Source organism: Thalassospira sp. CH_XMU1448-2, from assembly GCF_037027285.1.
Taxonomy (GTDB): Bacteria; Pseudomonadota; Alphaproteobacteria; order Rhodospirillales; family Thalassospiraceae; genus Thalassospira; species Thalassospira profundimaris_C.
Map to the genome: position 1 here is coordinate 135,351 of NZ_JAYMEA010000006.1, position 24,096 is coordinate 159,446.

A 24,096-nucleotide genomic window follows, 5' to 3' on the forward strand; every position below is an offset into this window, starting at 1 on the left:
ACCAGTCAGCACCATGACCAGCAGCGAACAGGAAACGATGAACCCGCGCCCCAATCATCGCACCCGCGTTTTTGCGCTGATTGCCTTCATGGTGTTGTGCCTGATCATATCGGCATTTGGCGGGGCGGTAACCGCAACCAGTGTCAATGACTGGTACGCGACCTTGCAGAAACCTGCATTCAATCCACCAAACTGGCTGTTTGGTCCGGTCTGGACTGTTATCTATTTCCTGATCGCCCTGAGCGGCTGGCGGGTCTGGCTCAAACGCGGCATTGCCAATGCCAAGGTGCCTTTCACCCTGTATGCCACGCAGCTCACCCTTAATCTTGCATGGTCGTTCCTGTTTTTCGGCGCACAGTCGCCATTTTTGGGCCTGATCGATATTCTGATCCTGCTGGTCCTGATCATCATCAATTGCGCGATGTTCATGAAAATTGACCGGCTTGCCGGGATGCTTCTTGTGCCCTATGTGCTGTGGGTGGGCTTTGCAACCTTGCTTAACGGTGCGATCTGGCACTTGAACAGCTAGAACGAAGAAACACTAGCCGCTTGGTTCTGCGCGGACATCCATTCCCGTTTCGGTCGTCGAACCGTCATTAACGTCATTCACATTCGCAACGTCCTGATCGACATCATCCATGCCAAGCCGCCCGATGGATGGCAAACGCAGGGCCGGGCGATTGAAGTCGATCCCGAAATTAAGCCCCAGAAGATTAAGCTCGATCCCTTCTTCAAGCCCCACAGAGAACCCGAGAACCCCCAAAAGATTTGCCTGAACTCCCTGCCCGGTGGGCGACATGCCGACCGGATTGGTGAGTGCCCGGTAATCCTTGCCAATCGCATTGGCAGGCATATCAAGTTGAAGCCCCGGCACTTCGCGACCGATATGGGCGATAAAGGTATTGCTGTTCGGGCCGGGATAGCTGCGATATTCACGCGGGTACGGATAACTCGCCACCGCGGCCTCAACCTGATCAATCAGGGCTTCTGCAACTTCGCCTCGCTTGTCGGCAAGGATCTCTGGTTTGGAACCGAACCATAACCCGTCAGGGATCGCGTAATTCTTGCGCACCACACTGCCACCGCCCCAGCCAACCACGTCATAGCGGGTATAGCTGGTTTCACCGGCACGCTTGTAGATAATCCACGGATGAACGGCAAAATACCCCCGCCAGCCAAACGTGTCGGCGGCCATCACCATGACAATCGCCTGATTGGCGTGTGCCGCAGCATCCGGAGCAACCCCGGATGAATGGCGCGGCGCTGTGCGCCAGGTATAGCTGTCTTTTTTCTTCTGACTTGGCGGATCTTCCGCAAGACTGATGCCAAATGGCAGGACAAGAACCGCCATAAGTCCAAGAAACAGAGTTTTGCCTTTACCCAAGTTTTCAATCCGTTCTGATTTTGCGTTGCAGTAACATTACGATCAAAGCGGAGAAGTAAGATCAAAAAAAGGCAATGCAACACAGCATCACAATCAACAAGCTGTGAGACGCTGATACATTTTCGCGACATTTCCTGCCATTTTCCGAGATTTCCTGCAATTTCACCTATGGCCATGCGGCAAAGGTATCATCGCGGACGCGCTCGGCTGCGCGGCGCAGCCGCCGGTATCCACCCGGTGCCTCACCCATATAGCGTTTGAAAAACCGGCTGAAATAGGCCGGATCACGGAACCCCAGACCATAGGCAATCTGCGCGACCCCAAGCGGACTTTGTTCCAGTCGCATACAGGCTTCGCGAAGAACACGTTCATGGATCACGGTCAGGGGCGGCTTGCCCGTCGCCCGCAATACCGCAGATCCAAGGCGACGCTCGCTCACCCCAAGAGCCGTTGCGTAATCGGCAACATTCCAGTGTTCGCGAAAATGCAGCTCCAATATCTGCAAAAACCGCTGGAACGTGATAGAGCCCGGTCGATGTTTGTCGCGCTGCTCCATGACGCTCTCGGCCAGTCGCAAGACCATCGTCAGAATAATCTGCAAATGCGCACCGACCACAAGACTGGCACCAAGGGCATTTTGCATAAGCTCGGCCCGGATCGCTTCAAAGCTTCGGGCTAAAAGCGACAGGTTCTCGCTGCCTTCTGACGGGCTGACATTATGTACTGTATCAGCCGCAAGTCTGAGCGGCAGCCCACCGCTCGCCGGACTGCCACCAGCTATACCCCCATCGCCGCAATGACGCGCGACAAGATCGTCGGCAACAGACAACAGATACCCTTCGCTGCCCGCCGTAACCGTAAAACGTTGCGTTTCACCAAGTGGCAACCACACAAGTGCCGGTGCCTTGCACTCAATTACCCCCTGCCGCAATCCGATTTGCGCATGCCCCGAAAGCATAAGCACCGCATAGCACCGGTCGCGCCGCCCCGGATCGTTCATCGCCCAGCTCTGCGAGGATAATGGATGGTCAAACCGGTCAATCATCGCCTGGGCAGTTACCGGCAACAGATCTTCAAACGGATTATCTGTTAACCGGGCCGGACTTGAAACCGGGATATAGCGCGTGGAATACGCAGGCATGCCTTTTTATGCTCCATCTATTCCAAATCGTTATACGTATAAAAGTACAATTTTTCGTCTTAAAATGTCAATTTCGTCATCTTTACATTGGAACAATTCCATCGCTTACTAGAGTGACGGTCAATGGAACCGCAAAAATAACAATACAGATAAAAAATGCGTTCCCGTTATTTTGCATTTGCGAACTAATGGGCGGGAGGATACGCCGGAGATTTACTTTGAAACCCAAAGTAAATAATAGAATCTCTTTGCCTAAACTCCTGAAATAACGCGCAAACGGGAAAACCGTCTCTGCATAGAGATCAGGAGGAAAAGCATGGAAATTTCAGCAAAACTGCGCTTCGCGACCATTGCTGCGGCAACCACCGCACTGATGAGCTCCGCGACGCTGTTTGGTGCAAACGCACAGGAAACCTACCGCATTGGTTACGCGGTTTCAAAAACCGGCCCGGGCGCACCGGGTGCTGCCACAAGCACCATTCCCAACTACGAAATGTGGGTCAAGGAAGTCAACGATGCCGGTGGCCTGAAGGTTGGCGACAAACAACTGCCGATCGAAGTCGTTGAGTATGATGATCGCTCCAGCTCCGAAGAAGCTGTTCGGGCGGTTGAACGCCTGATCAACCAGGACAAGGTTGATTTCATTCTTTCGCCGTGGGGCACGGGTATCAATCTTGCCGTTGCGCCGATCCTTGATCGCGCGGGCTACGCTCATCTGGCGGGTACCGCTGTCACGGACAAGGCACCGCAACTGGCAAAACGCTGGAAAAACTCCTACTGGCTGCTGGGCACGGGTGAACAATATGCTGTTGAAATGGCCGAGTTCCTCAAAGGCCTGAAAGACGCAGGCAAGATCAATGACAAGGTCGCAATGATCGCCGTTGCTGACGGCTTTGGCATCGAACTTTCCAAAGCGGGCCGCGCAGCCCTAGAAGATCGCGATTTCGATCTGGTCTATGACAAGACCTATCCGCTGGGTTCCCAGGATCTTGCAACCATCGTCAATGACATCAAATCCCTTGGTGCCGACACCTTTGTGGCTTTCTCCTACCCGCCGGGCACCCTTGGCCTGACCGAACAATCCCGCGTTCTCGGCTTTAACCCCAAAGTCTTCTATGCCGGCGTTGGTACTGCCTTCCCGCTTTATAAAGATCGCTTTGGCGCCGATGCCGAAGGCGTCGTCAGCCTCGGTGGCGCGAGCGAGAATGATCCGAAAATCGCCGATTACATCAAACGCCACATTGCGTTTGCCGGTCGCGAACCGGACCGTTGGGCGTCCATCGTCAACTGGGCATCGCTTCAGTCCCTGCATCAGGCAATCGAGCGCGCCGGTTCCACCGACCGCGAAGCTGTGAGCGCCGAACTCGCCAAAGGCGGCTTTGATACCATCCTTGGCACCTACAAGCCCGGCGACCAGAATTTCTGGCAGGTCGGTCAGTGGCAGAACGGCAAATTTGTCGGTGTCGCCCCGACCAGCATGGAAGGCGCACATGAACTTGTCTTCCCGAAACCCGCATGGAAGGCCGCGAACTGATCGCGACCTGTAAGGACGACCGGGGGTTCCGTGCACGCACAACGGCACAGAATCCCCGGCACCCTATCCTTGCCCTTTGGGAAGAAATGCCCTTTCTGGGAAAAAGTGAATGTTAAGCTACGCAATCTTTTCCGGGATTACTCTTGGCGGCATGTATGCTCTCGTCGCCATGGGTCTGACCCTGCAATACGGTGTATCGCGCATCATGAACCTCGCCTATGGCGAGCTGGTCATTGTCGCGTCCTTTATTGCCTTTGTTTTCATGACCTCTTTCGGGATTAACCCCATCCTTGGTCTTTTGATCATTATCCCGCTGAGCTTTGTGCTGAACTGGGCCATTTATCGCATTTTGCTGACTCCGCTGGTCGCCCGCGCCAAAAACCGCGGAATGCTTGAAGTTGACAGCATTCTGGCAACATTCGGCCTGCTGTTCATCGTTCAGGGTGTGCTCCTTGTCTGGTTTGGCGGCAATTATTACAGCTATGACTTTATGAATAATGCCGTTGACGTCTTTGGTGCCGTCATCGCGGCCAACCGTCTTGTTGCCCTTGGCTTTGCGGTTGTCATTGGCCTTGGCTTCTATCTGATCCTGACCCGTACGCGTATTGGTACGGCACTGCGTGCCGTCGCTGTTGATCCGACATCGGCCCGCCTTGTTGCCATTGATGTCAATTTTGCATCCTGCTTTGCCTTTGCTCTTGGCGGTGCTGTTGCAGCCGTCGGTGGTGTTCTGGTCAGCATGTTCCTGACCTTTTCGACCTCGATGGGGGTTGTCTTTACCATGAAGGCCCTGATCGTCGTGATCATGGGCGGGGTGGGCAACCTTCTCGGAGCACTGGTTGCGGGCCTGATCCTTGGCGTCGCTGAAAGTCTGGTTGCAACCTATATCGATCCGGGCCTGACCATTGCGGTAACCTATGTGATCTTCCTGCTGGTCTTGCTGGTCAAACCGTCCGGCCTGTTCGGGAGGGCGACATCATGAGCATCCTGAAACCCGATTTCATCAAACCGGTTGCCATCGGTGCCGTGATCTTTGCCGCTCTGGCCTTCCTGCCAAGCTTCGCCGACAGCTATTATATGTCCTTGGCCATCAGTGTTGTCAGCTTTGCCGTGCTTGCGACCGCATGGTCGATGTTTTCTGGCCCGACGCGCTATATCTCGCTTGCCACTGTCGTATTCTTTGGCATCGGCGCCTATACCGTGGCCGTACTTGGCGAAATCATGGCCTTCCCGCTGGTGCTTGTCTGTGCCGGTCTTGCCGGAACGGTTGTTGCCCTTCTGGTTGGTTTTTCGACCTTGCGGCTGGCGGGTGTCTATTTCGTGATCTTCACTTTCGGCCTGACCGAACTGGTCCGTCAGGTGGTCAGCTGGTACGAAGTCAACGTTACCCGCGAAATGGGCCGTTATGTCTTCCTTGATATCACCCAGAATGACATTTACTGGCAGTTGCTTGCGCTGTTTGCCGTCTTGCTTCTGACCGGTTTTGTTCTGGGCCGGTCGCGCCTTGGCTTTGCTCTGCGCATCATTGGCGAAGACGAAACCGTCGCCAAACATTGCGGCATTGACGTTACCCGCGTCAAAGTGGCCCTGTTTGTTCTGTCTGCCCTATTCATGACACTGACCGGCGCAATCATCGCGCCGCGCTGGACCTATATTGATCCGGTGATTGCCTTTAACCCGATGCTGTCTTTCCAGGTTGTCATCATGGCACTTCTGGGCGGTCCGCGTCGCTTGCTGGGTCCGCTTCTGGGCGTCATTCCACTGACCCTTTTGTTTGAAGTCCTGACGGCAAGCTTCCCGAACCATTTCAGCATCCTGCTTGGCTGCGTGTTCATGGTGATTGTCTATCTTCTGCCCGGTGGTGTGGTTGGTCTGTATGAAAAATACCGTGCGCCCAAAAAGCGCACTCTTTCATCCAGCCCCGAAACCACCCAGAAGTCAGAGGAGAAAACAGCATGACCACAGAAGTTCTTCTGTCGATTTCCGGGCTGCACAAGGCCTTTGGCGGACTGATTGCCGTCAACCAGATGCAGTTTGATGTCCATGCGGGTGAAATTGTTGGTCTGCTCGGCCCGAACGGATCGGGCAAGACCACGGTGATGAACCTGATCTCTGGCGCGCTTCAGGCCAATGAAGGCAAGGTCGTGATCAGTGGCAAGGACATCACGAACCTGCCCGCACACAAGATCAGCCATTCTGGCATTGCACGCACCTTCCAGCTCGTCCGCGTCCTGCCTGATCTTGATTGCATCGAAAACATCGAAGCGGGTCTTGCCTATCGCACCAAGCCGCTTTGGGGCGATGCTGCCCATGCGGCCGCACTCGAACTTCTTGACCGGATCGGTCTTGCCAAACAGGCTCATACGCCTGCGGGTGATCTGACCTATATCGATCAGAAACGTCTGGAACTCGGGCGCGCCCTTGCCCTTCAGCCCAAGCTGCTTTTGCTTGATGAATGGCTTGCGGGCCTGAACCCGTCCGAACTTCAGGATGGCATTTCCCTTGTTCGACAACTCAAGGACGAAGGGCTTACCATCATCATGGTTGAACATGTGATGGATGCCATTCGCAGTCTGTGTGACCGGTGCGTCGTCATGAATGCCGGAACCAAGATTGCTGATGGCACGCCTGACGAAGTCCTTTCCGATCCTGAAGTCATTCGCGCCTATCTCGGAGACAGCCATGCTTGATATCAAAAACCTGTCTGTATCCTATGGCAAGCACGCAGCCCTGCGCGACGTATCGCTGACCGTTGATCGCGGCGAGATTGTTGTGATGCTCGGCGCCAATGGCGCGGGTAAAAGCAGCCTGCTCAAGGCCTGCGCTGGTCTGGTTACCGCCCATGACGATACCAGCATCAATCTTTCAGGTGCCGAACTTACCGATCTTTCCGCCCATAAAATCGTCGAGGCCGGATTGGCTCTCGTCCCCGAAGGTCGCGGTATTTTCGGTGAACTCACGGTGCGTGAAAATCTTGAACTGGGTGCCTTTGCCAAGCGCGCCCGTGCATCGGAAAAGCAAAACCTTGATCGGGTGATCGGCCTGTTCCCCAAACTGGCCGAACGTCTGGGTCAGGCCGCCCGCACCATGAGCGGCGGCGAACAGCAAATGGTCGCCATTGGCCGTGCGCTGATGTCGAACCCCGATATCTTGTTACTTGATGAGCCATCCCTTGGTCTTTCCCCCATTATGACCGGAGATTTGTTCAAGGCGCTTGCCGCCATTCGTACAACCGGGGTTGGTGTTCTTCTGGTCGAACAGAATGCGCACCAGTCCCTCGCCATATCAGATCGGGGATATCTGATTGAAAATGGAGCCATCACCGGGCAGGACACCGCCCGGGCTCTGCAGTCCGACCCTGCTGTGCAAAAAGCATTTCTCGGCCTTGGGGCTGCGTAAAGCAGTCTTTCGCCACCTCACAGCAGATATTGAGAAAGTCAGGAGAAACGCCATGAATAATGCAAAACTTTTGATCGGAAATCAGGATGTAAGCGCCTCAAACAACCGCACGTTTGAGCGCAAAAACCCTGTCACCGGCGAAACTGCAACCATTGCCGCTGCCGCCAACGCCGCCGATGCTCGCAAGGCTGCCGATGCCGCCGCTGCCGCTTTCCCGGAATGGTCCAAGATGGGCCCGGGCGCACGCCGCAAGATCCTGCTGAAGGCTGCCGACATCATGGAATCCAAGGGTGACCAGTTCGGTCAGCTTGTTCTTGATGAAACCGGAAGCACGCGCATGTGGGGTGGTTTTAACGCCCATCTCGCCGCCAACATGCTCCGCGAAGCCGGTGCCATGACCACCCAGATCACCGGCGACATCATTCCGTCTGATCATCCGGGCCTGATGGCGATGGGTGTCCGTCAGCCGGTTGGGGTTGTTCTGGGCATTGCACCGTGGAACGCACCGGTCATTCTGGGCACGCGCGCGATTGCCATGCCGCTTGCATGTGGCAACACCGTCGTTCTCAAGGCGTCCGAACTTTGCCCGGCCCTGCATCGCCTGATCGGGGAATGCCTTGTCGAGGCAGGTGCACCCGAAGGTGTCGTCAACGTTGTCACCAACGCGCCCGAAGATGCTCCGGAAATCGTTGAAGCCCTGATTGCCCACCCGGCAGTTCGTCGCATCAACTTCACCGGCTCAACCCGTGTTGGTCGCATCATTGCGAAACTGGGTGCAGAGCATCTTAAACCGGTTCTTCTGGAACTGGGTGGCAAGGCTCCGTTCCTCGTTCTTGACGATGCCGACCTTGAAGAAGCCGTCAATGGTGCAGCCTTTGGTGCCTATATGAACCAGGGCCAGATTTGCATGTCGACCGAACGTCTGATCGTTGACAATGCCGTTGCCGATGAATTTGTGGCCAAACTGGCCGCCAAGGCCAAAACGCTGACCGCAGGTGACCCGGCCAAGGCCGAGCACATTCTTGGTGGCGTTGTAAGCATTGAAGCAATCAACCGCATCGAGGAACTGGTCGAAGACGCCGTTTCCAAGGGTGCAAAACTGGTTGCGGGGACAGGCAAGGCCAAGGACGGCGTTCTGATGGACGCAACCCTTCTTGACCATGTTACCCCGGCGATGAAGATCTATTCCGAGGAAAGCTTTGGCCCGATCTGTGTCGTCATTCGTGCAGGTAACGAAGACGAAGCCGTTCGCATCGCCAATGACAGCGAATATGGCCTGTCGTCTGCGGTCTTCTCGACCAACATCCCGCGTGCGATGGAAGTCGCCAAGCGCATCGAAAGCGGCATCTGCCACATCAACAGCCCGACCGTTCAGGACGAAGCACAGATGCCGTTTGGCGGTGTGAAATCATCGGGTTATGGCCGTTTCGGTTCCCAGGCGTCGATCGACGAATTCACCGAAATGCGCTGGATCACCATCCAGAGCGGCAAACGTCACTACCCGTTCTAAGCCGCCAGGCACGATCAACCGGGTCGCAAGCTGCCCGGTTGATTTCGAGTTACGCAGGGGGGAAGCCTGATTTGTCGTGCGTTCCCTGACAAATCAGGACCTGTGTGCAGGCCGCCGGACACATGTTCGGCGGCCTGCTTTTATTTCGGGATGATGGTGTAATATGGCAGCAGCTCAGCCGCGCAGCACCGCCTGCACCAGAACTTCAAGCGCGCTTGAAAATTTCGACCGGTCTTTCTGGGTAAAGGAGGCATTACGCCCCTGCTCGCCGGTGACTTCGCGCATATGGGCGGCTATTTCGCGCCCGGCCAGTGCATTGCCGATATTGGCTTCGGTGAATTCCTGACCATTGGCCTTAAGAACCCGCGCCCCGATCTCAAGCCCGCGTGACGCCAACGGAATATCATTGGTGACGATCACATCGCGCGCGCGTGCATTTTCGGCGATCCAGTCATCAGCAGCATCGGGCTCGGGCGGGACAATCACGATTTTGATCAACGGATTGCGCGACGGGCGTATGCCACCGTTTGACACCAGGATCATCTCGATCCGGTGACGTTCAGCCACACGTTCGCACTCCGCCTTTACCGGACAGGCATCGGCATCCACAAACAAACGCGGGCGTGTATTTTGGCTTTGTTCTGACATGGCGCGATCATCGCCGGGACGCGATGAAAGTCAAGCCATCTTCATGATGCTGCCTTTGCCTTTTCGGAATGGCTGGCATCTCTCATCACCGACAGAACCAGACACCCGATCGCGGCAAAGCCACAGGCAAAAAGCGTTGTCGTCTGAAAATCAAAGGCACTGGCAACAAACCCGGTCATCAGATTGCCGACCAGTCCGCCGACAAACAGCGAACTCATATAGTAGCTGGTGGCAACGCCGGGCTGTTCCGGGGCGAAGTTCTGAACAAATGTCATACTGATCCCGGCAAATATCCCGTAATAAAGGCCGTCAAGTGCGGCCAAAACCAGCACATCGGCCAGACTGGTCGCATTGTAGATTGCAGCAAAAAAGACAACTCCCAGCACTGCAGCAATCTGCATTCCCCTGCGCTCCCCCACCTTGCGGATCAGCGACGCACAGAAATAAATCACCACCACCTCAACAAGGCATTTCACGGTGAATTCAAACCCGGCTGCGGATGGCGACAAATCAAGCTCGGTCGAGAAATAAAGCGGCATGGCCGAGATAAAGACAACATTGGCAGCACCAATGAAAAACACCGGAATACAGGCAATCAAAAGCCCCGGATTGAACGGTATTTTGACATTGGGATCACGGCTTCCGGGATGATGCGTCTTGAAACTTGCCGGTACCACCAAAAGACAGATCGCAAACCAGATCACCGCGATTGCGGCAATCGCGTAATAGGTCACCGTAAAGCCATAAGCCCCGAAAACCGTCAGCGACACAGCAGGCCCGACCATCCAGCCCAGCGACGTCTGGATCCGCAAAAGACCGTTAAACTTTGCGATATTGCGCCCGGTCTGTTCGGCAAACAGCCGACCAAACGAATACATTACCGACAGCACACCAGCCCCGATGCCAAGCAACACCGACACAATCGCCAGATACACCCAGTAAACCTGAAACGTGCCCAGCATCACCATCCCGATGGCAAAACAGATGATGCTGGGCATCACCAGAAACCTGACCGGCACACCGCGATCAATCGCCCGCCCATAGGCCCGATTGGTCAACAGGGTCACACAGACCTGAACAATGGCGACAAGGCTGGTTTTCCAGGGCGGCTCGCCAAGCCCCTCAACCACATAAAGCCCGGTCAGTGGGGCGACACAGCTGGTGGAAAACGCCCCGATCAGCAACAATCCCAACACCAGAAAAGGATAACGATCCAGCCGGGCAAGCATTGCGCTCATCACCGGCTTGTCTCCATTGTCTTCTGGGTTTGCGATCCCGTCGCGCATCACAGTCACGTCCTTGTCATCGGTGGCGATATCAAAGGACCGTTCTAGCGATTCAACCAAAAACAGCGAAATCTTTCTGCTCATTGCGCCAAAGATGTCACAAAACCATCACAGGAATGCAATTTCCCTGATCAGGCCAGCCCGCCGACAAAGCTCGAAAGTTCGGGTGTTTTGGGATTGGAAAAGACTTCTTCGGGGTCGCCGGTTTCATGAATGCGTCCCTGATGCATAAAGACCAGCTTGTCACAGACTTCCCGTGCGAACCGCATCTCATGGGTCACCATGACAAGGGTCATACCTTCTTCGGCCAATTGGCGGACAACCGCCAGCACTTCATTGACCAGTTCCGGATCAAGGGCCGATGTCACCTCGTCACACAAAAGAACCTTGGGCTTCATGGCAAGCGCACGCGCAATCGCCACGCGCTGTTGCTGCCCGCCGGAAAGCTGATCGGGGTAATGCATCATCTTGTCGGCAAGCCCGACCTTGGTCAGCATTTCCTCGGCAATGGCCCTGGCCTCGGCCTTTGACTGCTTTTTAACGACCTGCGGGGACAACATCACATTTTCAAGGGCGGTGTAATGCGGGAACAGATTGAACTGCTGAAACACCATGCCGACCTGAAGCCGAAGCGCCAAAAGGTCTGTGTCGCGTTCACTGATCTTCTTGCCATCTACCATGATGACGCCGTCATCAATTACCTCAAGCCCGTTGATCGTGCGCAAAAGCGTGCTCTTTCCCGATCCGCTTTTGCCAATCAGGGCGATGACCTGCCCCTCATCAATAGCAAGATCAATGCCCTTAAGGACTTCAAGCGCGCCAAAGCTTTTATGGATGGCATGCAATTCAACGAGCGACATTGCGGAACTTTCCTTCCAGATGACGGGCAAACAACGAAAGCGGATAACAAATCAGGAAATACATCACCGCGACACAGCCATAGACCGTGAACGGCGCATAGGTCGCATTGGTGATCATGGTCCCGGCCTTGGTCAGTTCGACAAACCCGATAATCGACGCCACAGCCGTCCCTTTGACGACCTGTACCGAGAAACCGACCGTTGGCGGAATGGCAATGCGCAAGGCCTGTGGCAACACGATATAGCGCATCTGCTGGGTGAAATTCATGCCAAGGCTGGCGGATGCTTCCCACTGGCCCTTGCCAACTGATTCAACGCATCCGCGCCAGATTTCGGTCAGAAACGCGCTGGTAAACAGCGTTAATCCGAGTGTCGCAGCAACCCAGGGCGATACATCAAGCCCGATCAGCGGCAAGCCAAAAAACACGATAAAAAGCTGCATCAAAAGCGGGGTGCCCTGAAACAGCTCGACATAAGCGCGCACCAGTCGCACCACCCACGGATTGCCCGCCGTCCGAACCATCAAAAGCAGCAACCCGACAAGCCCGCCCAGAACGAATGCCGTCAATGACAGCAACACCGTCCAGCGCGCCGCAAGCAGCAGGTTATAAACAATATCCCACAGGGTAAATTCAGACATGACGCCGCCGTTCAAACAGGAAGTTGCCCAAAACCTTCAACCCCATCCGAAGCAGAATCGACATCACAAGATACAACCCCGTCACCACGAAATAGACTTCAAAGGCCCGGAAATTGATCGCCTGGATATAGTTCGCGCCAAATGTCAGCTCCTCGGCGGCAATCTGCGAACAGACCGACGATCCCAGCATCACAATCACGATCTGACTCGAAAGGGCTGGCCAGATTTTCTTGAGTGCCGGTAACAACACGACATAACGGAAAATCTGCACCCGGTTCATCGCAAGACTTTGGGCGGCTTCAATCTGCCCTTGCGGAATGGCCAGAATACCCGCCCGGACGATTTCAGTCGAATAGGCCCCAAGATTGACGATCATCGCAAGGACTGCGGCCTGAAATTCTGAAAGCTTCACGCCAAGGGCGGGAAGCCCGAAAAAGATGAAAAACAGCTGAACCAGAAACGGCGTGTTTCGGATCAGCTCGACATAGATGCCGACAATCTGGCTGATCACCGGGGCGCGCGACGCACGCGCCCACGCCCCCATGATCCCCAGTCCAACCCCGATCACCGCCCCGATCACAGTCAGTTCCGTGGTCAGGATGACCCCGTCCACCAGAAGTTCCCAATGCGGCACGATGGCGCCGAAGTCGAATTTATAAGCCATTGATCTGCAACGATCCCGTCAGGTTAGCCAACCGAATTCCGAACCGGAAGCTCAGAGCTTTTCCGGAAGCGGAATGCCAAGCCACTTTTCGGCAATCGCATTCAGACGGCCATCGGTCATGGACGCGGCAATGATCTCGTTGACCTTGGCCATGAATTCCGGTTCTTCCTTGTTCAGGCCGACATAGCATGGCGAATTCTTGATCAGGAATTTCGGCTCCGGCTTGCGCGGCGGGTTGCGTTCAATGATCGCAGCTGCCGTGACGTTACCGGTCGCAATCAGGTCAACCTGACCGGACAGAAACGCCGAAATCGTGCCGTTATTGTCTTCATAGCGTTTGATATCGACATCTGCCGGCGCAATCTTGGTCAGTTCAAGATCTTCAATCGCACCACGGGTCACACCAACCGACATGCCCGCAAGATCCGCAGCCTTCTCGACCGAGAAATCCGCCGGACCGAAAACGCCGTTATAGAACGGGGCATAAGGCGCACTGAAATCAATCACCTTTTCACGGTCCGGGTTTTTGCCCAAACTTGAAATCACAAGATCAACCTTGCCGGTGGTCAGATACGGAATACGGTTGGCAGAGGTCACCGGAACCAGTTCGAGCTTCACACCAAGCTCCTCGGCAATCAGGGCCGCCATATCGATGTCATAACCCTTTGGCTGCATATCGGTGCCGACCGAACCAAATGGCGGGAAGTCCTGCGGAACAGCAACCTTGAGAACGCCTGCCTCGGCGATGGTATCAAGCGCACCAGCCGATGCTGCACCAAGCGGTGCGGCAAGCATAGCGACGGCCGCAATCGCCGTTTTGAAGAATTGTTTCATGAGCCTCTACCCGTCTGTCTGAGAGTTTTCTGAATTTTAATGCACGATTTTTAACCTGAATTTTACGCTGCACATTTTTTGAACTTTTGTCTATGAATATTTTTTTCCTCAGCGTAATCTCAGCCAAGGAACAACGACAAACCGCTAAAAATCCGCACTTTTTGAATATAAGAATCAGTTAAACTGGTCTGACCAGAGACAGGGAAATTCATGGCACGCAGCGAAACAGCCCCGGAACGCGCGGCGCGAGACATTCGAAATCTGATTAAAAACAAGGGCCTAAAAGCAGGTGACTCGCTCCCGGCCCAGCGCAGCCTTGCGTCCGAGCTCGGCATCAGCCGAACCAGCCTGCGCGAAGCCCTTGCAACCCTCGAAGCGCTGGGGATGATCCATATTCATGCTGGCAAGGGCGTATACATCACCGACCGCCAGAACCAGCCGCCGATGGGACAGGACCGCAACCGTCAGGCCGGGCAGGTCTATCAGTTCCGACTGGCGATCGAACCCTATGTCGCGGGCCTCGCCGCCCAGATGCGCAGCAAGGACCACCTGAACGCGCTCGAGGCCAGCATTGCCGATATGCGCACTGCCCTTTCGGCGGATGACCTGATTGCTGCGGCCACTGCCGATACGGAATTTCATGAAATCCTGCTTGTGGCGTCAGGCAATCCGATGTTCGCCAGGGCCATGCACCCCGCAGCCCAGATCATCCATGAAAACCAGATGCTGCCCTTTGCCAATGCAAAGGCCATTGCCGCCCCGCTTGCCGAACATGAACAGGTTTTGCGCTATGTGCGCGAACACAACCCGTCAGGCGCGCGCGACGCCATGCATTTCCATGTTCTAAGTGCCGCGACCCGCGCCAAGATCGCCTTTTTGCGCCCGTAAATTGCCGGACATTCTGCCATCTGGCCAAAACAAAACCCCCACCTGCTTGCGCAGATGGGGGCTTCGTTAATACGGTGCCAATCACAAGGAATGGCAAGCCGAATTAGGCAGCGGTCAGATCATCAGCCGAAACGCGACCCGAACGGGAATCGGTGCGCAGTTCGTAGTTGATTTTGTCGCCTTCCTGCGGGTGACCCATGCCAGCGCGTTCAACAGCGCTGATGTGCAGGAATACGTCATTTCCGCCTTCGTCCGGCTGAATGAAACCAAAACCTTTAGTTGCGTTGAACCATTTAACGGTACCAGTTGCCATCTTTAAATCTCCTATCGAGTATTGATTGGCGTTACGACACACCCCGCGTGGGTGCGCCTATAAGAGTTCGGAAAACAATCAGGCGCGTTCACGCCGCAACTGTTTTCCAGAAGAGTTGGCGCGACCTGCACCGCCCGGCTGCCCGCCAGACTGTGGGCCACGTTGATTGCGGTTGCGGTTTTCACCGCCGCGCTTGCCTTGCGGTCTGGCGTTCCGGGCGCCATTGCCCCCGTTGCCATTCGCGCGGCGTTCCTCGGTGCTGCCCATAAAGGACAGACCGGAAGAAATTGAATTGTCACCCTGCGCACGGTCACGACGGTTCCCATTGGAATCCACACGTTTGACCGGGCGCTTGCGACCGTCATTCTGGCCAGCTGCATTTTCTGCGCTGTTGCCACGACCGTTTGCAGGTTTGGACTTGAGCCCGCCCTTGTAACGGCTTTTGGATTTTTCCAGTGCCGGATTTACCGGGGCCTTTTCAGCACCCCCGGCCGGACCGGCATTGGTATTTCTGTTGCCTTCAGAATCACGACGCTGGGCAGATTTCTGGGCATCGTCACGATCACGACGCGGCGCTGCTGCGCGCGCGCCCTCACGATCATTGCGACCGCCACGACCATTGGCGGGGCGACCACCACGACCATTGCCGCCTGATGCACCGCGACCACCGTTTCCACGCGACTGACCGCCACCATTGCCCCCGTTACCACGACGGCCACGGTTGCTTTCGCGCGCTTCTTCGGATTCTGCTTCCATCTCGGCAGCAGCCTTGGCATCACGGCGATCAATCACAGGGATCGACTGACGCGTGGTTTTTTCGATATCGCGCAGCAAACCGCGCTCTTCGGCATCACAGAACGCAATTGCGGTTCCGCTTGCACCACCACGGGCCGTACGGCCGATACGGTGAACATAGCTTTCCGGCACGTTCGGGAGTTCGAAGTTCACGACATGGGTCACGCCATCAACATCAATACCACGTGCGGCGATATCAGTTGCTACAAGCACACCAATCTGACCGTCCTTGAAGGAATTCAGGGCACGCTCACGCTGGTTCTGGCTTTTATTGCCATGAATGGCTGCAGCACTGATTTTGTTGGCTTCAAGATGACGCGCCACACGATCAGCCCCGCGCTTGGTGCGGGTAAAGACCAGGGTACGCTTGAAAGCCGGATTATCAAGAAGCTCTGCCAGAAGCTGACGCTTGCGGGTACGCTCGATCAGATAAACAGACTGCTCAACGCGTTCCTGCGTGGTCGCAACCGGGGTCACGGAAACCTTGACCGGATCTGAAAGCATATCACCGGCAAGCTGACCGATCTGGGTCGGCATGGTGGCCGAGAAAAACAGGTTCTGACGCTCACGCGGCAACATCTTGATGATGCGCTTGATCGGCGGCAAGAAGCCAAGATCAAGCATATGGTCGGCTTCATCAAGCACGACGACATCAACATGTTTCAGGCTGAGCTTGCCGCTATCGACATGGTCAAGCAAACGACCAGGCGTCGCCACAAGCACTTCTACGCCGGGCGTAATGGCCTTGATCTGCGGGCCATGCGCAACACCACCAACGACCACGGCAACGCGGACATTGAGGAAACGGCCATAGGCACGGAAACTGTCACCGATCTGCGCAGCAAGTTCGCGCGTCGGGGCCAGCACGAGCACACGGCAAGCACCTTTGGGTGTACGACCTTCGGTTTTGGAAAGACGATCAAGAATCGGCAACGCGAAAGCTGCCGTCTTGCCGGTACCAGTCTGAGCGATACCAAGCAGGTCCTTACCTTGAAGTAGGGACGGAATGGACTGCGCCTGAATAGGGGTCGGCGCGTCATAGCCTTCTTGCGCTAATGCGCGAAGGACCGGCTCGGCCAAGCCGAGTTCGGAAAACTGGGTCAAATAAGGGTAACTCGTAAATTGGAGGCTGCAGACAGCTGGGACAATGCCCGGTGAAATTTAGTAATCAGGTCTGCGCCTTGCAGTTCTGGAAGTACCCGCGTAGCTGGACACTTCAATGCGTTCTTAGGTCAATCACTCAACAGTGGGGGACTTTCATCCCCTCTACGCTTCTGGAGCGATCAAATATCTGCGACACCATGCGCAGAGTTTTACCAGCTTGTCAAACGCCATATTTGTTACAGCCCCGCGTTTTACGCAAACAGGCCCGGCAGATTTGCGCGCCGGGCCTGTAAAACTCAACCATAAAAAAGCCAGCACATGCTGATTAATATGCCGAACAGGGGTTCGCTGCCCCGCACGGATTATAGGCCGCACAAGGGTTTGAAGCGGCACACGGATTGGCAACCGGTGCTGGCGCACAAGGCGATGCGGCGCACGGGTTATAAGCCGCACACGGATTGGCAGCGCCACAAGGATTATAGGCGGCACAGGGATTTGCCGAGCACGGGTTGATTGCCCCTGCCCCGCATGGATTGCCAGCACTGCACGGACTACATGGACTGCACGGGTTGTACGCAGCGCAGGGATTGGAGGCCGCGCAAGGATTCCCGAGATTGCGCGGATTGAGGCGCGCCGCACAGGGATTTACCGCCCCGCACGGGTTATAGGCCGCACACGGGTTTGCAGCACAGGGGTTGTAACCCGCGCCGCATGGATTGGCGGCACACGGGTTTGCTCCACACGGGTTCGCAGAACAAGGATTGGCGGCACACGGATTTGCGCCCGCTACCGGAAGCCTTGCCGGTGCGGGGCTAGAGATTGCCGGGTTGGAGATTGCCGGGATATTGGCGGTATGGCTGTAGTGATCAAGCGCGACACCACCGGTCGCAGCCAGGAATACCGCACCAAACAGAAATGTGTTTTTCTCGCTCATTTCCGGAACCCATCCATTCCAAAGGCCGGACGCAGGGCGATACCGATCCAGCTGCCCGCAAAGGCCAGCACAAACCACAGCCAGCCATGCACGCTGCCCGATGCGATGCCGCTAAAGAACGCACCGATATTGCAGCCAAACGCCAGACGTGCGCCATAGCCCATCAAAATCCCGCCGATTGCCGCCGCCACAAGCGATGCCATCGGCACGGAAACCTTGGGCGCGAATTTACCCGCAAGCGCGGCAGCAAAGGCCGCACCAATCACAATGCCGAAATTCATCACCGACGTATTGTCTTGAAGAACCGAATTGCCAAGCGCCTTGGCCGGACCGGCCCAGTTCCAGAATTCCCAGGTCTCGACCGGAATGCCGATGCCCTGGGCGATTTTCGCGCCCCAAAGACCAAAACCGAACGTAATCGACCATGGATGACCGGCGATCAGAAGTGTCGCGATGTTAAGACCTGCCAACAGCAAACCGGTCCAGACCAGCGGCCAGGGGCCATGAAACAGGCGCGCCAAACCGGCACGCGGCGCCTTGGGCGTTGCTTCAAGTGATCCATGCGCACGCTTTTCAACAATCACCGTAATCAGCGCAACCAATGCCAGACCACCAAAGGTCACGGCAAGTCCGCCGCCAACACCAAATTCACGTCCCAAGCTCATCGGCGGAAGGGCTGGCAATTCAAGCCACATCGGCAAATGCGCCGTACCGATCACCGCCCCGATGATGAAGAACACAAGGGTCAGCAACATGCGCGCACTGCCGCCGCCCACTGTAAACAGCGTGCCCGAACCACATCCGCCGCCAAGCTGCATGCCAAGGCCAAACAAAAAGGCCCCCACCAGAACCGATGTCCCGACCGGCGCCACCGCCCCGACAATCGGATTGCCCAGCGGACTGCCAAGGGCGAGCATCGGAATAAAGGCCGCCGCCGCGACCGCGATCATCAAAAGCTGCGCGCGCATGGCGCGTCCACGCTTCTCGACCGAGAAACGCCGCCAGCCACCGGTGAAACCGAATGATGCATGATAAAGGGAAATGCCCAGCAATCCGCCAAGGCCATAAAGAACGGCCTGATGCAGATCCACGGCCTGCGCAATTGCGATGCCGACAATGACAAACAAGACCGCCGTAATCGCGGCCGGTCCCTTGTCAAAGTCAAAACCCGAAGCATCCGGGCGAACTTTAAGTGTCGTTTCTGACATGGTGACGCTCAGTAACGTTAAATGAAATCTTCAAACACGAACGGAACCGGGATCACCCCGGTTCCGTTCGAATGATATTGCCTGAAAGGCCGATAGACGTCCGGGCTTACTGCGGAATGACCATCTCGCGGCTCGGATCAGCGGCCCATTCGGTCATGGAACCATCATACATCGCAGTGTTTTTGTTGCCCATCACTTCGGACAGGCCAAACCACGCGACCGATGCCCAGTGACCGGTATTGCAATAGGTGATTTCCTTGGCATCCTTGGCGACACCGGCATCAGCAACCAGCTCTTCAATCACTTCAGACGCGACAAAGGCACCGTCCTGATCGCTATAGAATTCCGACTGCGCGATATTCTTGGCACCGGGAACCGCACCGGCACGGGCAACCACACCGCTTTTGGTTTCACCTTTATACTGCGATACCGGGCGGGCATCGATCAGGGCAACACCATTATCGCGCGCCTTGGCCACATCATCGGCGGTCGCCAGAAGTTCCGGGCGGAAATTGGCATTAAAGGCCACAGTTGCCGGTGCAATCGCATCGGTCGAAACAGCCTTGCCTGCGGCAAGCCATGCACGCTGGCCACCATCAAGAATGGTCACGGCGTCATGCCCCAGAACCTTGAATGTCCAGTAGACACGGGTCGCCGCACCGAAATCCGAGCTGTTCTCACCGGCCGGGACCACAACAACCTGTTTGTCATTGTCGATGCCAAGCGATCCGATACGGTTTGAGATCACATCAAGCGGCGGCAGCATGCCGACAACATTGTCGACCTTTGCACGCCAGCCGAACTTGCCATAAGGCGCATAGACCGACCCCGGAATATGACCGGCATCATAAGGGCTGCCTTCTTTGGTCAGCGAACGGATATCGACGACAACCAGAGACGGGTTATCAAGATTTGCCTCAACCCAGTTGGCATCAACCAGGGGCTTTTCCGTAAGGCGTTCAGCCTGGGCTGCGCTGCCAGTAAAGGCAAATGCCACAACCGCAACAGCAGAAACGATAAGAGAGCGCATGGGGCCTGTCTCCATAATTCACTATATTCGAATAACTGTGAAACAGATGTAATCACCCCCAGAAAAATGTCAATAATTCTTTTACAACACAATTAATTTGTTTAATAAGGATATCTCGAAATATTTGCCAATGTGAACGACCACTGCGCGCCCTAGGCAACCGGCCGCAAATTATTCAGATAACGGGCAAATTCGCGGGCAAAGGCATCCTGGGTTTCGCGATTGCGCAAGGCAGGCGGGCGCGTCAGGAACCCGTGCAGGGATGCGATCATGAATTCCGCCACCGCCGAGGGTTCGACATCGGTGCGGACTGTCTTGTTAAATTGCGCCTTGCCAAGATGGGATGCCAGGCCACGCCGCCAGTACCGGTAAACCCCGTCAATGCGTTTGCGCAGCCCTTCATCAAGCTCCCCCGCCCCTGATGCCAGCCGCGCCAGCGGACAGCCACCTTCAAGCAGTTCGGGGGCATCTTCGCGGCCCAGCCGGTCAACCTGCGCCATCATGACGGGCAGGATATCCTCGACATCTTCAAGTTCAACAAGCCAGACCGCGTCGACATAACCGGGCAGGCATTCCTCGATCACGGCATTGACCAGCTTGGCCTTTCCCGCGAAATGGTGATAAAGCGCGCCCTTGGTACAGCCACTGACATCAAGGATATTGGCAATCGATGCGCCGCCAAATCCGGCCCGGCGGACCTCGCCAAAGGCGGCATCCAGAAGCTTCTGTCGCGTCAGATCGGGATCGCGGACCCGCTTGGGCACAAGCGCGCCGTTTGCCAGCTCTTCAAGCTCCATGCTTTCATCGACTTCAAGCGTGCCCTCATCATAATGATCATCCGGGCGGGTGATCCGCGAAAGGGCAGCAGAGATACTGAAAGGTTCTTTGGACATTGCGCCGATCTGATGTGAAATGCTGTTATGTTTCAGGTTCCTCTCTTTTCCGGCCAAGGTCAACCTGACTGCCTGTATATTGCCAGTATATTGAATGCTTTGTGTGATCATATCGATGACGCAGCCCCTTGCAATTCAATGCAAAGCATACTCTATTGTTGGAAATGCCCGAACGCGGGCGCGCCCCAATGACACGTCGGATAGCAGATGCAGCTTGATTCCATCGCCTTCGTCGCGGCCGAAACCAAAATCGCACAGGATGCGATGTACCGGCTGAAACATCGATATGGCCACATTGCGCCCGACAAGGCCGATGTGATTGTCGCCCTTGGTGGCGATGGTTTCATGCTTGAAACCCTGCACCGCTATATGGGCCGCAAGGTGCCGATCTATGGCATGAACCGCGGCACGGTCGGGTTCCTGATGAATGAATTCCGCGAGATGGACCTGACCGATCGCATTGCCGAGGCCCAGACTGTCGAACTTCACCCCCTTCAGATGGAAGCCCACACCGTTTCTGGCGAAAGCCTGTGTGCGCTTGCCATTAACGAGGTTTCGCTTCTGCGCGAAACCCGTCAGGCTGCCAAGCTTCGCATCAAGGTCGACGGGGTGGAACGTCTGGCCGAACTGGTTTGCGATGGCGCGCTTGTTTGCACACCTGCGGGCAGCACGGCCTATAACCTGTCGGCCCATGGCCCGATCCTGCCGATGGGAAGTGGATTGCTGGCCTTAACCCCGATCAGCCCGTTTCGCCCGCGTCGCTGGCGCGGTGCGTTGCTGCCGCACGGGGCCGAAGTTGTGTTTACCATCGAAAACCCGGAAAAGCGCCCGGTATCCGCCGTCGCCGACTATACCGAGGTTCGCGATGTGTCCCATGTCAAGATCCGCGAAGATCGCAACATGAAGATCAAGCTTCTGTTTGATCCCGAACATAATCTTGAAGAGCGTATCCTTAAGGAACAATTCGTCGAATGACCACCGCCGCACTTGCACCGTCACAAGACACCATCGACTGGTGCCGCAAACTGATTGCCCACCCGTCTGTCAGCATGACCCCGAACATGGCCCTGATCGAAGAGGTCAAAGCCTTTCTCGACGGGCTTGGCTATGAAACCCTTGTTGTGCGTGACGAAAGCAACAGCAAGGCCAATCTCTATGCCACCATCGGGCCAGCAGTGAGTGGCGGCGTGATCCTGTCCGGGCACAGCGACGTGGTCCCGACCGAGGGACAGAACTGGGCGTCTGATCCCTATGAGATCGACATTCGCGATGGCAAGCTCTATGGCCGCGGATCCTGTGATATGAAGGGCTTCCTCGCCTGCCTTCTGGCCAAGGCCGAGACCTTCAAAAATGCCGATCTGCGCGTCCCAGTCCATCTGGCCTTCACCTATGACGAGGAAGTCGGCTGTCTGGGTGTGCCAAGTCTGGTTGAGGCAATCAACAATCTGCCCCGCAAGCCCGCCATGTGCATTGTCGGTGAACCGACCGAGATGAAGGTCATCACCCAGCACAAGGGCAAATATTCCGCCCGCGCGCATTTCACCGGTCGATCCGGGCATTCATCGCTTCCGGGCGAAGGTGTTAACGCTGTTGAATTCGCCTCGGAATTTGTGGTCTTCCTGCGCAAGCTCGGTCGCAAATGCCGCGACGAAGGGCCATTTGATGACGAGTTTGTCCCCAATCACACCACCTTCCATACCGGCGTGATCAAGGGCGGCACGCAGCTTAATATCATTCCGCAGAATTGCTTTGTCGATTTCGAGTTCCGCAATCTGCCCAATGATGACCGCGATGCGCTGAAGGCGCAGATTTTTGACTATCTCGACACGGTCCTGATCCCGGAAATGCGCGAGACCTATGACGATGTCGGGGTCGAGATCGAAGTGGTTTCCGATATGCCAGGCCTTGCCACCGGCGATGACGAGGAAGTCACCAAACTGGTCATGGCGCTTACCGGTGCCAACACCACCGGCAAGGTCAGCTTTGGCACCGAAGCCGGGGTCTTTTCCGCGATGGGCGATATTCCGACCGTGGTCTGTGGTCCGGGCAATATCGAACAGGCCCACAAGCCCGACGAGTTCATCGAACTTGATCAGCTGGGGCGCTGCGAAGTGTTTCTCGATAAATTGCTTGCCGTGCTGGTCAAGTAACTGGCACAGACCTTGCGCATATAAAAAGGGCTGCGAATATCGCAGCCCTTTGTCGTTTCGGCCCGTTGGTCTTGCGATCAGACCAGATTGGCCTCAAAGAATTCCGCCGTGCGGCCATTGGCGGTTTCGGCATCGGCCACGTCATAATGCGCCCCGCCCTTGCGGGCAAAGGCATGATCACGCCCCGGATAGATATGAAGCTCGGTCAATGGATGATCACCAAGCGCTTCCTTGATGACCTCCTGTGCCTCGGCCGGGATATATTCATCATTGCCCGCCAGATGCACGATCAGCGGCTTTTTGATGTTATCGGCTTCAGCCATGTAATTATTCATGCCGCCCCCGTAATAGGCCGCAAAGGCATCACCATCGGTCCGCGTTGCCGACAGGAAGGTCAGCAAACCGCCAAGGCAGAAGCCAACAACCCCGACCTTGCCATTGGCCCCCTCAATACCGCGTGCGGCCTTCATGGTTGCCGCAATATCTTCAACACCCTTATCGACATTGAACGCCTGATAATAGCCAAAGGCCTGCTTCCATTCGGCCTCGGACTTGTCGGTAATATCGATGCCCGGCTCGATCCGCCAGAACAGATCCGGACAAACCGCAATATAGCCCTGCTTGGCATAATCATCAGCAATGCCGCGCATCACCGCATTCACACCAAAGATTTCCTGAATAACCACAACAACCGGTGCCGGAAGCGTGGCAGGCATGGCCACATAGGCCTCAAACGAACCGTCCGGTGTGGTCACATTCAGCTTTGTCATCGCAATCGTCCTCCTTGTTTTGATCTTTATGTGCAATCAGTTATGCCCTGAATACGACATCACAAGGGTTCATGGTCAAAAAACGTAACCACCCATCACGACAAGACCACT

At 55.8% G+C, this 24,096-nt stretch carries 25 protein-coding genes; 10 read left to right on the forward strand and 15 right to left on the reverse strand.

Annotated features, from left to right (window positions below; genetic code table 11):
- Positions 1-13 precede the first annotated feature (13 nt).
- Complete coding sequence (locus tag WA318_RS18615; RefSeq protein WP_336083559.1) at positions 14-529, forward strand: TspO/MBR family protein; 516 nt, start codon at positions 14-16, stop codon at positions 527-529.
- 12 nt (positions 530-541) lie between these two features.
- Here the strand turns inward: WA318_RS18615 and WA318_RS18620 are convergent, their stop codons facing one another.
- Together WA318_RS18620 and WA318_RS18625 are read right to left on the reverse strand one after the other, a co-directional pair.
- Positions 542-1,384, reverse strand: coding sequence for a DUF3750 domain-containing protein (locus WA318_RS18620; RefSeq protein ID WP_336083561.1), 843 nt, complete (start codon positions 1,382-1,384; stop codon positions 542-544).
- 166 nt (positions 1,385-1,550) lie between these two features.
- Positions 1,551-2,525 carry a helix-turn-helix domain-containing protein gene (locus WA318_RS18625; protein ID WP_336083563.1) on the reverse strand — a complete coding sequence of 325 codons (975 nt, stop codon included), beginning with the start codon at positions 2,523-2,525 and terminating at the stop codon, positions 1,551-1,553.
- A 316-nt stretch (positions 2,526-2,841) separates the two neighbouring features.
- Between WA318_RS18625 and WA318_RS18630 the strand changes: the two genes are divergently transcribed.
- From WA318_RS18630 to WA318_RS18655, 6 genes are all read left to right on the forward strand, one after another.
- On the forward strand, positions 2,842-4,059 hold the full coding sequence (locus WA318_RS18630; protein ID WP_336083565.1) for an amino acid ABC transporter substrate-binding protein: 1,218 nt from the start codon (positions 2,842-2,844) through the stop codon (positions 4,057-4,059).
- Between the two features lie 109 nt (positions 4,060-4,168).
- Positions 4,169-5,041, forward strand: coding sequence for a branched-chain amino acid ABC transporter permease (locus WA318_RS18635; RefSeq protein ID WP_114099239.1), 873 nt, complete (start codon positions 4,169-4,171; stop codon positions 5,039-5,041).
- On the forward strand, positions 5,038-6,018 hold the full coding sequence (locus tag WA318_RS18640; protein WP_336083567.1) for a branched-chain amino acid ABC transporter permease: 981 nt from the start codon (positions 5,038-5,040) through the stop codon (positions 6,016-6,018). The genes WA318_RS18635 and WA318_RS18640 overlap by 4 nt, the downstream gene beginning before the upstream one ends.
- Complete coding sequence (locus WA318_RS18645) at positions 6,015-6,749, forward strand: ABC transporter ATP-binding protein (RefSeq protein ID WP_336083569.1); 735 nt, start codon at positions 6,015-6,017, stop codon at positions 6,747-6,749. The genes WA318_RS18640 and WA318_RS18645 overlap by 4 nt, the downstream gene beginning before the upstream one ends.
- The gene (locus WA318_RS18650) at positions 6,742-7,458 is read left to right on the forward strand and encodes an ABC transporter ATP-binding protein (protein ID WP_114099236.1); all 717 of its coding nucleotides are present in this window, start codon (positions 6,742-6,744) and stop codon (positions 7,456-7,458) included. The genes WA318_RS18645 and WA318_RS18650 overlap by 8 nt, the downstream gene beginning before the upstream one ends.
- A gap of 52 nt (positions 7,459-7,510) precedes the next feature.
- On the forward strand, positions 7,511-8,968 hold the full coding sequence (locus tag WA318_RS18655; RefSeq protein ID WP_336083571.1) for an aldehyde dehydrogenase: 1,458 nt from the start codon (positions 7,511-7,513) through the stop codon (positions 8,966-8,968).
- A gap of 174 nt (positions 8,969-9,142) precedes the next feature.
- Here the strand turns inward: WA318_RS18655 and WA318_RS18660 are convergent, their stop codons facing one another.
- From WA318_RS18660 to WA318_RS18685, 6 genes are read right to left on the reverse strand one after another with little or no spacing between them, the layout of a single operon-like run.
- Positions 9,143-9,616: a YaiI/YqxD family protein gene (locus tag WA318_RS18660; protein ID WP_336083573.1), complete on the reverse strand. Its 474-nt coding sequence runs from the start codon at positions 9,614-9,616 to the stop codon at positions 9,143-9,145.
- A gap of 41 nt (positions 9,617-9,657) precedes the next feature.
- Positions 9,658-10,986 carry an MFS transporter gene (locus WA318_RS18665; protein WP_336083575.1) on the reverse strand — a complete coding sequence of 443 codons (1,329 nt, stop codon included), beginning with the start codon at positions 10,984-10,986 and terminating at the stop codon, positions 9,658-9,660.
- A gap of 47 nt (positions 10,987-11,033) precedes the next feature.
- Positions 11,034-11,762: an amino acid ABC transporter ATP-binding protein gene (locus WA318_RS18670; protein ID WP_114099233.1), complete on the reverse strand. Its 729-nt coding sequence runs from the start codon at positions 11,760-11,762 to the stop codon at positions 11,034-11,036.
- Positions 11,749-12,402 (reverse strand): amino acid ABC transporter permease, encoded by a 654-nt coding sequence (locus WA318_RS18675; RefSeq protein ID WP_114099232.1) that lies wholly within the window; start codon positions 12,400-12,402, stop codon positions 11,749-11,751. Before WA318_RS18675 ends, WA318_RS18670 begins: the two co-directional genes overlap by 14 nt.
- Entirely contained in the window at positions 12,395-13,066 is a 672-nt protein-coding gene (locus WA318_RS18680; RefSeq protein ID WP_114099231.1) for an amino acid ABC transporter permease, read from the reverse strand. Before WA318_RS18680 ends, WA318_RS18675 begins: the two co-directional genes overlap by 8 nt.
- A 51-nt stretch (positions 13,067-13,117) precedes the next feature.
- Positions 13,118-13,900, reverse strand: a complete 783-nt coding sequence (locus tag WA318_RS18685; protein WP_114099230.1) for a transporter substrate-binding domain-containing protein — start codon at positions 13,898-13,900, stop codon at positions 13,118-13,120.
- A gap of 210 nt (positions 13,901-14,110) precedes the next feature.
- Between WA318_RS18685 and WA318_RS18690 the strand changes: the two genes are divergently transcribed.
- Positions 14,111-14,788 (forward strand): FadR/GntR family transcriptional regulator, encoded by a 678-nt coding sequence (locus tag WA318_RS18690; protein WP_114099229.1) that lies wholly within the window; start codon positions 14,111-14,113, stop codon positions 14,786-14,788.
- Between the two features lie 103 nt (positions 14,789-14,891).
- Here WA318_RS18690 and WA318_RS18695 read toward each other — a convergent pair whose 3' ends face one another.
- The 6 genes from WA318_RS18695 to WA318_RS18720 form a co-directional block, all read right to left on the reverse strand.
- Positions 14,892-15,101, reverse strand: a complete 210-nt coding sequence (locus WA318_RS18695) for a cold-shock protein (protein WP_008892034.1) — start codon at positions 15,099-15,101, stop codon at positions 14,892-14,894.
- Between the two features lie 78 nt (positions 15,102-15,179).
- Positions 15,180-17,000 (reverse strand): DEAD/DEAH box helicase, encoded by a 1,821-nt coding sequence (locus WA318_RS18700; protein WP_336083581.1) that lies wholly within the window; start codon positions 16,998-17,000, stop codon positions 15,180-15,182.
- 325 nt (positions 17,001-17,325) lie between these two features.
- Positions 17,326-17,934, reverse strand: a complete 609-nt coding sequence (locus tag WA318_RS18705) for a hypothetical protein (protein ID WP_336083582.1) — start codon at positions 17,932-17,934, stop codon at positions 17,326-17,328.
- Positions 17,931-19,142, reverse strand: a complete 1,212-nt coding sequence (locus WA318_RS18710) for a YeeE/YedE family protein (RefSeq protein ID WP_336083584.1) — start codon at positions 19,140-19,142, stop codon at positions 17,931-17,933. Before WA318_RS18710 ends, WA318_RS18705 begins: the two co-directional genes overlap by 4 nt.
- A gap of 106 nt (positions 19,143-19,248) precedes the next feature.
- Entirely contained in the window at positions 19,249-20,172 is a 924-nt protein-coding gene (locus tag WA318_RS18715; RefSeq protein WP_336083586.1) for a sulfurtransferase, read from the reverse strand.
- Between the two features lie 152 nt (positions 20,173-20,324).
- Positions 20,325-21,065, reverse strand: a complete 741-nt coding sequence (locus WA318_RS18720) for a TetR/AcrR family transcriptional regulator (RefSeq protein ID WP_336083588.1) — start codon at positions 21,063-21,065, stop codon at positions 20,325-20,327.
- A gap of 207 nt (positions 21,066-21,272) precedes the next feature.
- Here WA318_RS18720 and WA318_RS18725 point away from each other — a divergent pair, with 207 nt between their 5' ends.
- A complete protein-coding gene (locus tag WA318_RS18725; protein WP_114099224.1) occupies positions 21,273-22,040 on the forward strand; it encodes an NAD kinase in 768 nt (255 codons plus the stop codon).
- Positions 22,037-23,215, forward strand: a complete 1,179-nt coding sequence (gene argE / locus WA318_RS18730) for an acetylornithine deacetylase (protein ID WP_336083591.1) — start codon at positions 22,037-22,039, stop codon at positions 23,213-23,215. The genes WA318_RS18725 and argE overlap by 4 nt, the downstream gene beginning before the upstream one ends.
- 77 nt (positions 23,216-23,292) lie before the next feature.
- Here argE and WA318_RS18735 read toward each other — a convergent pair whose 3' ends face one another.
- Positions 23,293-23,985 carry a dienelactone hydrolase family protein gene (locus WA318_RS18735; protein WP_336083594.1) on the reverse strand — a complete coding sequence of 231 codons (693 nt, stop codon included), beginning with the start codon at positions 23,983-23,985 and terminating at the stop codon, positions 23,293-23,295.
- Between the last annotated feature and the right edge of the window lie 111 nt (positions 23,986-24,096).

Excerpts from the sequence above, each read along its gene's own strand:
- WA318_RS18615 (WP_336083559.1), top strand. The coding sequence starts at position 14 with ATGACCAGCAGCGAACAGGAAACGATGAACCCGCGCCCCAATCATCGC.
- WA318_RS18625 (WP_336083563.1), bottom strand. The coding sequence starts at position 2,525 with ATGCCTGCGTATTCCACGCGCTATATCCCGGTTTCAAGTCCGGCCCGG.
- WA318_RS18630 (WP_336083565.1), top strand. The coding sequence starts at position 2,842 with ATGGAAATTTCAGCAAAACTGCGCTTCGCGACCATTGCTGCGGCAACC.
- WA318_RS18635 (WP_114099239.1), top strand. The coding sequence starts at position 4,169 with ATGTTAAGCTACGCAATCTTTTCCGGGATTACTCTTGGCGGCATGTAT.
- WA318_RS18640 (WP_336083567.1), top strand. The coding sequence starts at position 5,038 with ATGAGCATCCTGAAACCCGATTTCATCAAACCGGTTGCCATCGGTGCC.
- WA318_RS18645 (WP_336083569.1), top strand. The coding sequence starts at position 6,015 with ATGACCACAGAAGTTCTTCTGTCGATTTCCGGGCTGCACAAGGCCTTT.
- WA318_RS18650 (WP_114099236.1), top strand. The coding sequence starts at position 6,742 with ATGCTTGATATCAAAAACCTGTCTGTATCCTATGGCAAGCACGCAGCC.
- WA318_RS18655 (WP_336083571.1), top strand. The coding sequence starts at position 7,511 with ATGAATAATGCAAAACTTTTGATCGGAAATCAGGATGTAAGCGCCTCA.
- WA318_RS18660 (WP_336083573.1), bottom strand. The coding sequence starts at position 9,616 with ATGTCAGAACAAAGCCAAAATACACGCCCGCGTTTGTTTGTGGATGCC.
- WA318_RS18665 (WP_336083575.1), bottom strand. The coding sequence starts at position 10,986 with ATGAGCAGAAAGATTTCGCTGTTTTTGGTTGAATCGCTAGAACGGTCC.
- WA318_RS18670 (WP_114099233.1), bottom strand. The coding sequence starts at position 11,762 with ATGTCGCTCGTTGAATTGCATGCCATCCATAAAAGCTTTGGCGCGCTT.
- WA318_RS18675 (WP_114099232.1), bottom strand. The coding sequence starts at position 12,402 with ATGTCTGAATTTACCCTGTGGGATATTGTTTATAACCTGCTGCTTGCG.
- WA318_RS18680 (WP_114099231.1), bottom strand. The coding sequence starts at position 13,066 with ATGGCTTATAAATTCGACTTCGGCGCCATCGTGCCGCATTGGGAACTT.
- WA318_RS18685 (WP_114099230.1), bottom strand. The coding sequence starts at position 13,900 with ATGAAACAATTCTTCAAAACGGCGATTGCGGCCGTCGCTATGCTTGCC.
- WA318_RS18690 (WP_114099229.1), top strand. The coding sequence starts at position 14,111 with ATGGCACGCAGCGAAACAGCCCCGGAACGCGCGGCGCGAGACATTCGA.
- WA318_RS18695 (WP_008892034.1), bottom strand. The coding sequence starts at position 15,101 with ATGGCAACTGGTACCGTTAAATGGTTCAACGCAACTAAAGGTTTTGGT.
- WA318_RS18705 (WP_336083582.1), bottom strand. The coding sequence starts at position 17,934 with ATGAGCGAGAAAAACACATTTCTGTTTGGTGCGGTATTCCTGGCTGCG.
- WA318_RS18710 (WP_336083584.1), bottom strand. The coding sequence starts at position 19,142 with ATGTCAGAAACGACACTTAAAGTTCGCCCGGATGCTTCGGGTTTTGAC.
- WA318_RS18715 (WP_336083586.1), bottom strand. The coding sequence starts at position 20,172 with ATGCGCTCTCTTATCGTTTCTGCTGTTGCGGTTGTGGCATTTGCCTTT.
- WA318_RS18720 (WP_336083588.1), bottom strand. The coding sequence starts at position 21,065 with ATGTCCAAAGAACCTTTCAGTATCTCTGCTGCCCTTTCGCGGATCACC.
- WA318_RS18725 (WP_114099224.1), top strand. The coding sequence starts at position 21,273 with ATGCAGCTTGATTCCATCGCCTTCGTCGCGGCCGAAACCAAAATCGCA.
- argE (WP_336083591.1), top strand. The coding sequence starts at position 22,037 with ATGACCACCGCCGCACTTGCACCGTCACAAGACACCATCGACTGGTGC.
- WA318_RS18735 (WP_336083594.1), bottom strand. The coding sequence starts at position 23,985 with ATGACAAAGCTGAATGTGACCACACCGGACGGTTCGTTTGAGGCCTAT.